Genomic DNA, 12,872 nt, shown 5'->3' with positions numbered 1-12,872 from the left:
TGTTGATGTCGTCTGGATCCAGCGTGGAGGATCAAGCCTTGGCCATTGGTGACCGGGAGGGATTCCTCGCGGACTACTACCAGCATCTGGCCGAAGAGGATGCCCGGACCTATTCCCCGGAGGCGCTGGCCAGCCGAGCGGAAACCCACCGGGGTGTGGCCGCGAACCGGCAGCCGGGCCAGGCGCAGGTTTCCATCGTTAACGAGGCGGACAGCAGCGTCGTCTATGTCGTCACGGATGATATGCCTTTCCTTGTCGACTCGGTCAACGCCGAGCTTGTGCGTCAGAACGCCGCCATCGGGCTTGTGCTTCATCCGCTGTTCGTGGTGACCCGGAACCGGGAAACGGGGCAGCTGGTTAAAGTTGACCGCGTCCCCTCCCACATCGGTCTGTCCAGCGGTGATACGGCAGCGATGCCCATGCTGTCGCACCTCATCGCGCAGGGCGAAAACGCCTCCCACATGGAGTCATGGATCGCCGTGGAAATCAACCGCGTCTCCGACGAGGCCAAGGCGGCGTTGCTGGACGGGCTGGACCGCATCCTGGGAGACGTGCGCGCCGCCGTCGAAGACTGGCCCAAGATGCGCAACAAGGCCCAACAAATTGCCGCGAGCCTGGACCAGGTGTCCCACCCGGCCCAGATTGCCGAACTGCGGCAGGCGCAGGATCTTCTGCGCTGGCTCGACGACGGCAACTTCACTTTCCTTGGATACCGTGAGTACGACCTCGTTACCGTCGACGGTGAAGATGTGTTGGAACTGCGTGAGGACAGCGGCCTCGGACTGCTCCGGGCGAAGCCGGGCGCGCCGCATATGCAGCACCTCACCGACGCCGGCCGAAAAAAGGCCCGCGAAAAGCGGGCGCTGGTGATCACCAAGGCAAACTCACGGTCCACCGTCCACCGCCCCGCATACCTTGACTACATCGGCGTAAAGAGTTTTGACGCGGCCGGCAACGTCAACGGCGAGCGCCGCTTCATCGGCCTGTTCGCAACCAGTGCCTACGCCGGATCCGTCCGGAACATCCCCGTTGTGCGCGAAAAAGTGGACGCCGTGCTGGGCAATGCCGGCTTCCCGCCGGACTCACACTCCGGCAAGGACCTTTTGGGGATACTGGAGACGTACCCCCGCGACGAGCTGTTCCAGATCGAGACCGAGGACCTGGCGGCCACCGCCACCGGCATCCAGAGATTGCAGGAGCGGCGGCGGACCCGGCTGTTCCTCCGGCCGGACATTTACGGCCGTTTTATGTCCGCGGTGGTCTACCTTCCGCGTGACCGGTACACCACCAATGTCCGGCTCCGCATCGAGGAAGAATTACGGACCACGTTCAAGGCTGAGTCCATCGACTACGAAGCGCGGATGACCGAATCGGCCCTCGCCCGGCTGTTCTTCCGGATCCGCCTGCCCAAGGGCAGCGAGGTCAGCCACTTCAACGCCGATGAGCTTGAAGCGCGGCTGGTCCGGGCAGCCCGTTCGTGGAGTGAGGGCATCGCTGAAGTCCTGCGGGAACGCGGCGCCGATGAGCAGGCGAAGGAGCTTGCCGCGATCTGGTCGGAGGCTTTTCCGGCCGGCTACCGGGTGGATTACGAGGTCGAAGACGCGCTGGAGGACATCGCCCGGTTCGAGAAATACGGGGCTGAAGCCGAGCGCACGGCCGGTGCCAGGCAGGAACGGCCGGGCGTCCATGTGTACTTGCCCAAGGGCGCCGGTGAAGTCCTGGAGGAGGATGCCCGCGTCAAGCTGTACATGCTGGAGCCCAAGAGCCTGAGCCAGATCCTGCCGTTCTTCCACAATCTGGGACTCGAGGTGCTGGATGAGCGGCCCTTTGAGATCGAGACGGCTGACCAGCGGGACTTCTTCCTCTATGACCTCGGGCTGAAATACCCTGCCGGCATTGATCCGCTGGCCACGGGACAGCTGCTGGCTGACTCGTTCGGTGCCGCCGTATCCGGCGCCGTTGAGTCGGACAGTTTTGACCGGCTGGTGCTGCGTGAGGGCATGCAGTGGCGTCAGATCACTGTCCTGCGGGCCTATGCCCGGTACATGCGGCAGATGGGAAATACCAACTCGGTGGGCTTCATGGCGGACACGCTGCTCGCCAATCCCGATGTCACCAAGGCCCTGACGGCTCTTTTCGCGGCCCGGTTCGATCCCGCCCTGAGCGGGACTGAGCGCCTTGCGGCGCAGGAGAAAGTCCGCGGCGAGCTGTCAGCTGCCATTGAAGAGGTGGCAACGCTCGACGCCGACCGTGTGCTGCGGACATTGGCGAACCTGATCGAGGCGACCCTCCGCACCAACTACTTCCAGTACAAGACGCACCTGAGCTTCAAGCTCGATCCTGCCCGGATTGAGGGCCTGCCTTTCCCGCGGCCGATGTTCGAAATCTGGGTCTACTCCCCGCGGGTTGAGGGCGTCCACCTTCGCTTCGGCAAGGTGGCCCGCGGCGGCCTGCGCTGGTCTGACCGGCGCGAGGATTTCCGGACGGAGATCCTTGGCCTGGTGAAGGCGCAGACCGTCAAGAACGCGGTCATCGTTCCCACCGGGGCCAAGGGCGGCTTCTTCGCCAAGCGGCTGCCTGATCCTGCCGCGGACCGTGCCGCCTGGATGGCGGAGGGTGTTGAAAGCTACAAGACGTTCATCCGGGGCCTGCTGGACCTCACTGACAACCTCGTCACCGGAGCTGAGGGCGAAACTGTAGTGCCGCCGTCGGACGTTGTCAGGCACGACGACGACGATTCCTACCTTGTGGTGGCGGCGGACAAGGGGACGGCCACGTTCTCGGATATTGCCAACGGGCTGGCCGCAGAATACGGGTTCTGGCTCGGTGACGCGTTCGCCTCCGGAGGTTCGGTGGGTTACGACCACAAGGCCATGGGCATCACGGCACGTGGCGCCTGGGAGTCGGTCAAACGTCACTTCAGCGAGCTCGACGTCGATACCCAGACCCAGCCGTTCAGCGTGGTGGGCGTGGGCGACATGTCAGGCGATGTGTTTGGCAACGGCATGCTCCTGTCCCGGCATATCCGGCTGCTGGCAGCGTTCGACCACCGGCACATCTTCCTTGACCCCGCACCTGAAACGGAATCGTCGTTCGTGGAACGCCGGAGGCTGTTCGAACTGCCGCGGTCCTCGTGGGACGACTACGACAAATCCCTCATCAGCGAAGGCGGCGGCGTGTACGCCCGCCAGGCCAAGTCCATTCCGGTCTCGCGGCAGGTCCGGGCGGCCCTGGGCCTGCCCGAGGCGACCACCGAACTCAGCCCGCCGGAGCTTCTCCGCGCTATCCTGCTCGCCCCCGCAGACCTGCTCTATAACGGCGGGATCGGAACGTACGTCAAGGCCAGCACCGAGTCCAACGCCTCCGTGGGTGACAAGGCCAACGACAGCATTCGCGTGGACGGCAAGGACCTGCGGGTCAAGGTGGTTGGCGAAGGCGGAAACCTGGGCATGACGCAGCGCGGCCGCATCGAAGCTGCCCTGCAAGGGGTCATCCTGAACACCGACGCGATCGACAACTCGGCCGGCGTCGACTGCTCCGACCATGAAGTGAACATCAAGATCTTTGTAGACCGGATGGTGGCTGCGGACAAGCTGACCCCGCAGGAGCGGGCCGGCTTCCTCGCCTCCATGACGGACGAGGTAGGGCGGCTGGTCCTCGAGGACAACGTGGACCAGAACATCCTGCTCCTGAACGACCGGATGCGGGTGGCCGAGTGGAGTCCCAGCTATGAGCGACTCATGGACTGGCTGGAAAAGTCGGCTGACCTGAAGCGTGACCTTGAAGCCCTGCCCAGCACCGAAACCCTGCGGGAGCGGCTGGGCCAGGGCCAAGGGCTGACGTCACCGGAGCTCTCGGTGCTGGCGGCCTACGCGAAGATCGAGCTGGCCTCGGCGCTGCGTGACAGCGACCTTGCGGACGATCCGTGGTTCCGCGGGACGCTGCGGGCGTACTTCCCGCAGCAGCTGCGCGAACGGTTCGACGCCGAGCTGGACACTCATCCGCTACGGCGCGAGATCATTGCCACGGTGGTGGCCAACGACATGATCAACCTGGGCGGCATCACGTTCGCCTTCCGGACCATGGAGGAAACCTCGGCCACGGAAGTGGCTGTGGCCAAGGCATTTGTGGCGCTCCGCGAGATTTTCGACCTCAACACCATGGTGGGGGAGCTGAACAGCCTGCCGGCGTCGTTCCCCACAGAGCACTGGAGCACCGTCCACCTGGACATCCGGCGTCTGCTGGACCGCGCTGTCCGGTGGCTGCTGGCGCAGGGCGGCACGTCCCGGCCCATCGCGGACACCGTGGCCGAGTTCAAGCCGCTCCTGGACCCGATGCGGGCCCGGCTCCTGGACTACCTGCGTGGTGATGACCGTGACCGCGTTGCGGACTGGCTGGAGACCGCGCGTGCCTGGGAACTTCCGGATGGGCTTGCCTTCCGGTGGGCGGAGCTCTTCGAGAGCTTTGTCCTGCTGGACATCGCCACGATCGTGCATGCCCGTAAGGAGCCGGTGGAGGAGATTGCTGCCGTTTACTACACAGTGTTCAACCGCTTCCACGCTGACTCGCTGCTGGAACGGATCAGCAGCCTGCCGCGCCAGGACAGGTGGCAGGCACTGGCCAGGGCCGCACTCCGGGATGACCTCTATTCCACCGTCTCGGACATGACGACGGCGGTACTCGAGTCGACGGCGTCCGGGGACTCCGCGGAGGACAGGCTGAAGGACTGGGAACGCCAGAATGCCGAGCAGCTGGGCAGGGCAAAGAGCATGTTTGACGAGGTCAACTCGCTCGAGGCCGACGACATGGCCTCACTGTCGGTAGCATTGAGGCTCTTGAGGTCAATCGTCCGACGCTAGGAATCCCGGCGTCGTAACTGGAGGTGCAGTGGCAATCTTTACGGACCCCATCAGGGAACACGCTGATTTCGGGCCGGGCGATGCCGAATGGCTGCACCTCCTGGTGGGCGACTGGCAGATGGTCGCTGACCTGGCGTTCGCCGACCTGGCGTTGTGGTTCCCGCACCCGGATCACGGCTATGTGGCGCTGGCGCACGTCAGGCCGTCCACCACGCACACCGTGTTCCACGGCGACTTTGTGGGCGAGCCCATCCGGCAGGACCTGCAGCCGCTCGTGGACAAGGCCTGGAGCAGCCGTGCCATAGAGCGGTCCAGCGAGACCAACTGGAGCACTGACATGGCGTTGCGGGTGGAGGCTGTGCCGATGGTCCGCAACGGCCGCACCCTGGCTGTGGTGACCACCCACATGGACCTGTCCAGTTCCCGGATGCCGTCCCGCCTGGAGCTGACGTACCGGCAGTGCGCCTACGATCTCCTCCGGATGGGAACGCTTGGCCTGTGGCCTGATTTTGCCTCGCCCACCGGTTCGCGCCGCGGCGCGCCTCGTGTGGGGGACGGCCTGATCAGGCTCGATGCCGAAGGAATTGTGCAGTACGCAAGCCCCAACGGGGTGTCGGCTTTCCGGCGGCTGGGCGACGGCGAGTCGCTGGAAGGCCGTTCCCTGGCCGAGGTGACCGCCGGCCTGCTGAAGGACCGGCGGCTGGTTGACGAGACGCTGCCGCTGGTGGTGACGGGGCGGATGCCGTGGCGTAGTGAGATTGAATCCCGTGGTGTGAGCCTGTCGCTGCGGGCCATCCCGCTGCGGGATGAGCAGCAGCGCTTTGGTGCGCTGGTGCTGTGCCGGGACGTGTCCGAACTGCGGCGGCGGGAGATGGAACTCGTTACCAAGGATGCGACCATCCGCGAGATCCATCACAGGGTGAAAAACAACCTGCAGACCGTTGCAGCCCTGCTGCGTATGCAGTCCCGCCGGATGGTCAGCGACGAGGCCAAGCAGGGCCTGGAGCAGGCGATGCGGCGCGTGGCCACCATCGCGCTGGTCCACGAGACTCTTTCACAGGGATTGGCGCAGAGCGTTGACTTCGACGAGCTGATCGGCCGCCAGTTCAGGCTTTCCGCAGAGGTCGCCTCGCCATCGCAGCAGGTCAAGACCGAGCGGTCCGGACTGTTCGGGGAACTGCCCAGCGACTTCGCCACCCCGCTGGCACTGGTCATTAATGAACTGGTGACCAACGCCGTCGAGCACGGGCTCGAAGGACGTACGGGCACCGTGTGGCTCATCGCGGACCGTTCCGAGGAGGAAGACGGCGAGGAACTGCTGACCGTCACTATTGCCGACGACGGTGTGGGGCTGCCGGACACTCCGCACGTCGAGGGGCTGGGGCTGCAGATTGTCCGCACGCTGGTCACCAGTGAGCTGGGCGGCACCATCGCGTGGCACCCGCGCGACGGCGGCGGAACGGCTGTCCAGATCCGCCTCAGCCTGGCGGCCAGGTAGCCCGGGGACCTTGCACGTGACTTAACAGCCGATGGCCGCAACCCGGAAGGGTTGCGGCCATCGTTGTGTGAGGCTGTTGGTGCTAGGGCTTAAGGACCGAGCCTAGGAGGCGCGGCGGGCGCGTGCGGCGCGGCGCTTAAGGGCGCGGCGTTCGTCTTCGCTCATGCCGCCCCAGACGCCGGCGTCCTGGCCGGACTCGAGAGCCCACTGGAGGCACGTGTCAACGACGGGGCAGCGGCGGCAAACGCTTTTGGCTTCCTCAATCTGGAGGAGGGCAGGCCCTGTGTTTCCTACGGGGAAAAACAGTTCCGGGTCCTTGTCGAGGCACGCCGCGCGGTTACGCCAATCCATGCTGATCAGTTGCTCCAATTCTGGGAAAAGCTCTTTGTGAAATAATTCACTAGTAGCTACAAAGGAAAAGGGCCCTGAGGGGCCCCCTTGGTCATCTCAGTCAAGCCTGTCATGTTAACGCTGTGTAAACAAGGGGTAATACAGCTTGAAATCCCCGGATAGCTGAGCGATACATCACACGGGCATTGCCGACCCCCGCCACTGTCCGACTATCTCCGGTAGGGTGCCAGTGTGTCAAGACCCCCCACGAACCCTGCAGATCCGTCGCCATCCACGCGCCCGCGCGGCATTGTGGCGATAGCTCTTGTTGTTGCCGCTGAGGCCACCGCGCTATTGGTTGCCGCCGCCTGGTACGGCTACGAACTCCTGACCGGTGCACCGGTCCTGTCTTTTTGGGGAGCCGTATTTACATTGGTCCTCTTGCTCGCTCTCTCGGCCTGGCTCTATTCGGTGGGGCACTTCCTCTTCCGTGGCCGCCGGTGGACGAGGGCAGCGGCGGTGGTCGCCCAGCTGTTTGTCCTTACTATCGGCGTCCCGACCCTTACCGGCGGCGTCATTTGGGCGGGGATCGCCATGGTGGTGCCGGCGCTTGCGGCCATAGTGCTCCTGTTCGACAGACGCGTCATCAGCTACGCATCCCGGACAGCCGATTCGCCTCCGGCGTTCTAGGCACCACCGGCACTTTAGGCGGCCAATCCGTCCTTCGACTGATCCGGCGGTACCCAGCCTAGCTGGACGGCGGTGGCGCGGCCGTTCTGGATGAGAACGCTCCGTCCCGGTGGCGGGTTGGGTTCCGTCTCGAAGCGGACCCCTAAGAGGTCGCCGTCCATAAAGGTCCGGGGCGCGATCAGGATGCCGCAGCCCAAGTTGCGTGCCTGGAGCGCCAGTGGAACCCGCTGGGCGAGTATCGGACTGTATCCCACGGTCATAAGCACCGTGATTCCAAGCGTGTTGAGGTCGGCAAGGTCACGGGTGACGTCCTGCGGCAACAGGTCCGCATTGTCAACCAATGCCACCGAGTTCCGTTCCAGACCACCCGTGGTGGCTTGGCGCAGGATCCCGGACCAATAGGCACCCGGGTCGGTGTCCTGCTCCGGCATAAGCCACGGTCCTGCTTCAGGGTTGACCTTTGGCAGGAGCCGGAGAAAAGACGACTTGCCAGACGAGGTGCCGCCCAGCACGGCCAGCACTCCACCCGCAGGCGCCCGGACGGATATCAGGTCAAGTTCGTCGCCGCCCACGCCGATGCGGAGGACGCGCTGCCCCGGCGGGATCCTGCCTTCCAGTTCAGCCGGGATCTGAGGGGCCGCCCGGTTCAGGATCTGGGCCGCCGGAACCACGGCCGGCAGGGGCTCCACTCGGAATGGTCGACGCCGCAGGGAGGGCTCCGGCGCTTGGGCTACCCCCGGATCTGCGGCCTCAGCGCCGGCAGCCGTGTAGAACTGGCAGACTGTAGTTCTTCCACCCGACAGCGCGCCCACAGCGACGGCCCTTCCCACCGCGGGCGCTGTCAGAGGCAGTTTCGGCCAGGCAATCCGGCTGTCGTCGCTGGATCCGGTCGGGAAGTACACCCGGTTGGGAATGGCTGCGAAGAACCTGGAAGTGACCAGTTCCCGCTGTCCCGAGATGATCACCGTGATACCGGCCCGGTTTCCATCCCGGACAAGGTCATGGAGAACGTCTTCGGCCCACGCCAACGGCCCGGCACGTAAGGCCGAGAGCCAGGATCCCCAGCCAGCGATCACGAGCACGAGCGGTATGTCGTCGTCAGCGGCGGGACGTCCCAGCCGGAGTGACTGCTCCCGTGCCAGACGCTCCAGGATGCGTACGGCACGGCGAAGCTCGTGCAGTCCTGCCGTGGCGCCCACCCGGCAGTGGGAAACCAACCCCACGAACGAACTGTCCGGGTCCAGCACATACAAGTGGGATTCCCGGGCATGGGATGCCAAGCCGAGGACTGCCAGCCGGATGGCCTCGGGCACTCCGGATTCAGGTCCGCCAACAAGGGCCAGGTGTCCGTGGCCGGCAGGTTCCCAGATCAAGGGTGCGGTTCGCTGTTCGGCGGGCAGGTCCATCAGGCCGAGCGTCACGGACCAGCTGGTGGCACCGGCGTCGGCCTTGGTCCTGTCACTGGCGCCATCGTCGTCGTCAGCGTCGCCTTCTGCGGTCCCGGGGGTAGACGAGCCTGCAGGTTCGGGGAGGAGACAGGGGAGCGGTGCAGCAATCGGCTTCCGGATGGCCGGACGGTTCATGGTCTCCCACAACGCGGACATGGAAGCTATCAACGGGGCGGTTGCCTCGGCAGGCGTCGGTTCGTGCCTGGCGGATCCGGAACCCCCCAGCACTGCAGGGGCATCGATGTACTCGGAGGCCAACCATACCGAGATTCCGGCGGGTTCGGATCGGATGGCTCCGGCTGTCAGGGATCCGGCCTGAAACTCCAGCGGAGCCTCCGTTCCGCGGGCCAGGTAAGCCCGGCCCGGAGTATCGACGCTGATCCCGGCCGCGGCTTTCGAATTGATGATGTCCACGGATTCCATCTCCGACTGGACGCGCAACGCGATGCTAGTGGTGACGTTGGCGCGGATGTCGGCCGTCAGCGCGCCCTGGGGCCGTTGTGTGGCCATGATCAGGTGGATGCCCAGGGAACGGCCGATGGCGGCGATCCTCATCAATTCCCGGAGCGATTCGGGAGCATCCTCCACCAGCATCCGGAATTCATCTATGACAATTACAAGATGGGGGAGCGGCGACGCGCGCCCCGCCGACGTTGCCCGGAATGACGTCAGGTCCGGTGCCTGAACTGCCGCAAGGCTCTGTTCCCGGAATTTGATCTCGGCGCGGAGGGACTGCAGGGCGCGTTCGAGCTCATGGCTGCTCAGGTCGGTGAGCATACCCACACAGTGCGGGAGCCCGGTCAGGGGTCCGAGTCCGGAGCCGCCCTTGAAATCCACAAAGAGGAAGTTGATGCGGTCCGGCGCGTAGCTGAGGGCGAGAGCAACCGTGATGCTGCGCAGGAGTTCGGATTTTCCTGAGCCAGTGGTCCCGGCGACCAGCAGGTGGGGTCCGTCGTTTTGGAGATCGAGTGTCCGGACACCCTCAAGACCGCGCCCGATGGGAACGGCAAGCCCGGGCAAGCTGTTGTTTGCTGACCATCGCCTGGATGTTTCGGGCGTGGAGTGGGGGAGCAGCTCTGCGAGCCGGCAGGATGTGGGGATGGACCGTCCCGCACCGACGGGCTGGTTTGCCTCCCGCGCCAGTCGACGGCAAAACCTGTTGAAGACGTCAACGGGCGCCAGATCAGGAGCGAATCGGATCCTTTCGTCACCGTCATTGAACACAGACGAGCGTTCACCGAGTTCCACGTCAGCATTGGTCGGCGCGGACCCGCCTTCGGGGGCATGGATGACCTGCCACCCGTGTTCCAAGGCCGTTGCTGTGATCCTGGCCGAGGACTCCGTGCCGTCCATAAGAAGGAGCAGGCCGTGTCCATGAGCAGGTCCGAAGCCTCGCTTAAGCAGGGTCCCGAGAGTACTTGAGTTACTGGAAAGGGTGACGCCGTCCAGATACCGTGCGGCCAGGGGGAGCTGCTCCGCCTTGCCATGGACGACCACCCGGGTATTCCGGCCCAGCGGATAACCGGCAATCTGCATCAGGAATGAGCGCACCAGCCCGTCGACGGCGGCGCGTGGCCCGCGGATGCTGGTGAGGGGTCTGGCCGGACTCAACGTGAGTGGCAGCATGCCGGCTGAAGGGACAGCGCGGCCCGGATCCGTGGGCTCGAACCGGAGGTTGGCCGGCTGGATTGCCTGGCCCAGCCGCAGCCAGATGCCCTCGTTGGTGCGCGGCCCGGCCCGGCCCCTACCTGTTGTATCCCCGATGGTCAGGTCCGAGAGCGGCGGCGCGGCCCGCCGTCGTCGTTCCTGGTCCTGGGTGACCGCGGCCCTGACCGCGGCAGCGAGTTCGCAGCGTTGCCGGCGCCCGCCGATCACCGGCACCAGGATGGAGATCGCCGAGACGGCCGTGAAAGCCAGGAACATCCACATTCCGGTCACGACGGCAAGCCCCACGCCAATGACCACCGGCAGCACAGCCGTCAGAAGCAGCGCCGCGCGGTTCGTGGGATCGTCGCGCCGGCTGATAACCAACGGCTCGTGGACATCCATCCCCGCGTCCGCCATGCCGTCACCCGAACGCTCAAGGAACATCAACGACATTGTGGAGTTGCCGCAACGAATGGTGGAGCCCGTCGAAATCACGGCATTCCGCAGGCGCTCGCCATCCACATCGGTGCCGTTGGCGCTGTCCAGATCAACAATCGTGATGGCTGTCTCGGTGACCACCAGGTGTGCGTGGGCCCGCGAAACGTCGGCGTCTGGGATGAGAATGTCGGCATTGCTGCGGCCGATGGTGTACGTGCCGCGCCGCAGCGGCACAATTGTCCCCGCGCCGGCACCGCTGTGGACGGCCAATGCCAGTGACGCCGGAGGCTCGGAGGTGCGCTGCCGGGACCTGCGCTCCTTCAGGTCCGCCCCGTCGACGAGCGTGGCTCCGTTGACAAGCGGAGGCTGTCCGAGCCTGAGGTCAGCGACGTGCTCGCCGGCGACAGACACAATCCCGGTCCCGAAGCTTGCCGTCAGCGCGGCCTGCAGTTCCGCACCGGCAGCCCCGTGTGGACCCTCGATGGTCAGCTCCACGGGTGGTTCCTGGAGAGCTGCGCCCGGGCTCCGAACGAGCGTGCAGTGCAGCGGCATGATGTGAAGTCCTAACGGTCAGCTTGTCTCCAAGCTAGCCATCACGCGGGATGGTGTCGTGGGGCGAGGTGCCGTATGTGGACAAGGACTGAGCTGCCGGATTAGTAGGTCACGAGGGGGTCTCGGGTAGGCTGGTGCAGCAGACAATGCGCAACATTGCGCTGCCCGCATTCGAACCAGGAGATTTTGTGACCGCTGACCTCGTCATCGTAGGGTCTGGCTTTTTCGGCCTGACAATCGCAGAACAGGCCGCCACTGAGCTCGGCTTGAAGGTGGTCGTCCTCGACCGCCGCCACCACATCGGTGGGAACGCGTACAGCGAAAAGGAAGAACAGACCGGGATCGAGGTGCACCGCTACGGCGCCCACCTGTTCCACACCTCCAACGAGCGTGTATGGGAGTACGTGAACCGGTTCACCACCTTCACGAACTACGTCCACAAGGTCTACGGCGTGCACAAGGGCGAGGTCTATTCCCTGCCCATCAACCTGGCCACTATCAACCAGTTCTTCCGCGCCAACCTGACACCTGGCCAGGCGCAGGCCCTGATCCAGGAACAGGCCGGCGAACTCGCCGGAACTGATCCGCAGAACCTGAACGACAAGGGCATCCAGCTCATCGGACGGCCGCTCTATGAGGCGTTCATCAAGCACTACACCGGCAAACAGTGGCAGACCGATCCCAAGGACCTGCCCGCGGGCATCATCTCCCGCCTCCCGGTGCGCTACAACTACGACAACCGGTACTTCAACGACAAGTACGAGGGCCTTCCCACGAACGGTTACACGGCGTGGATCGAAAAGATGGCGGAACACCCGAACATCGAAGTCCGGCTCAACACCGACTTCTTCGACGAGTCGCACGAATACAGCAAGGACAAGGTCGTCGGCAACATCCCCGTGATCTACACGGGTCCGGTGGACCGATACTTCGACTTCGCAGAGGGCGACCTCTCGTGGCGCACGATCGATTTCGAAAAGGAAGTGCTCGACGTCGGCGATTTCCAGGGAACGTCGGTGGTCAACTACAACGACGCCGAGGTGGCCTACACGCGGATCATTGAGCCCCGTCACTTCCACCCCGAGCGCGACTACCAGACGGAAAAGACCGTCGTCATGCGCGAATTCTCGCGTGCCGCAGAAAAGGGCGACGAGCCCTACTACCCGATCAATACGCCCACAGACCGGGAACGCCTGCTGAAGTACCGTGACCTCGCTGCTGCGGAGAAGGATGTTCTCTTTGGCGGACGGCTTGGCACGTACAAATACCTCGATATGCACATGGCCATAGGCTCAGCCTTGACCATGTTCGACAACCAGATTCGGCCTCATTTCGAAGGCGGAGCGAAGCTTGAAAGCGGAGGCGTAGACGCGTGAGTGAAGCGCCGGGCTGGGCGACGCTCCAAAGGGT

The 12,872-nt window shown here is 64.6% G+C and carries 6 protein-coding genes; 4 read left to right on the top strand and 2 right to left on the bottom strand.

What is annotated here, in order from left to right; genetic code table 11:
- Positions 1-5 precede the first annotated feature (5 nt).
- Together ACX80V_RS01200 and ACX80V_RS01195 are read left to right on the top strand one after the other, a co-directional pair.
- On the top strand, positions 6-4,859 hold the full coding sequence (locus ACX80V_RS01200) for an NAD-glutamate dehydrogenase (RefSeq protein ID WP_485841634.1): 4,854 nt from the start codon (positions 6-8) through the stop codon (positions 4,857-4,859).
- Between the two features lie 28 nt (positions 4,860-4,887).
- Entirely contained in the window at positions 4,888-6,357 is a 1,470-nt protein-coding gene (locus tag ACX80V_RS01195; RefSeq protein WP_056343739.1) for a sensor histidine kinase, read from the top strand.
- A 102-nt stretch (positions 6,358-6,459) separates the two neighbouring features.
- Here the strand turns inward: ACX80V_RS01195 and ACX80V_RS01190 are convergent, their stop codons facing one another.
- Complete coding sequence (locus ACX80V_RS01190; RefSeq protein ID WP_003804966.1) at positions 6,460-6,708, bottom strand: WhiB family transcriptional regulator; 249 nt, start codon at positions 6,706-6,708, stop codon at positions 6,460-6,462.
- A gap of 231 nt (positions 6,709-6,939) precedes the next feature.
- Here ACX80V_RS01190 and ACX80V_RS01185 point away from each other — a divergent pair, with 231 nt between their 5' ends.
- Positions 6,940-7,377 carry a hypothetical protein gene (locus ACX80V_RS01185; protein ID WP_485841633.1) on the top strand — a complete coding sequence of 146 codons (438 nt, stop codon included), beginning with the start codon at positions 6,940-6,942 and terminating at the stop codon, positions 7,375-7,377.
- A 14-nt stretch (positions 7,378-7,391) separates the two neighbouring features.
- On the opposite strand, the gene ACX80V_RS01180 is transcribed toward ACX80V_RS01185, so the two are convergent.
- Positions 7,392-11,405 carry an FtsK/SpoIIIE domain-containing protein gene (locus ACX80V_RS01180; RefSeq protein ID WP_485841632.1) on the bottom strand — a complete coding sequence of 1,338 codons (4,014 nt, stop codon included), beginning with the start codon at positions 11,403-11,405 and terminating at the stop codon, positions 7,392-7,394.
- 245 nt (positions 11,406-11,650) lie between these two features.
- On the opposite strand from ACX80V_RS01180, the gene glf reads away from it, so the two are divergent.
- Positions 11,651-12,838, top strand: coding sequence for a UDP-galactopyranose mutase (gene glf, locus ACX80V_RS01175; RefSeq protein WP_058931944.1), 1,188 nt, complete (start codon positions 11,651-11,653; stop codon positions 12,836-12,838).
- The last annotated feature ends 34 nt before the right edge of the window (positions 12,839-12,872 follow it).

This window comes from Pseudarthrobacter arbutini, assembly GCF_054510915.1.
Note: the sequence above shows the minus strand (reverse complement) of the source record. Positions and strands in the feature narration are given on the sequence as shown.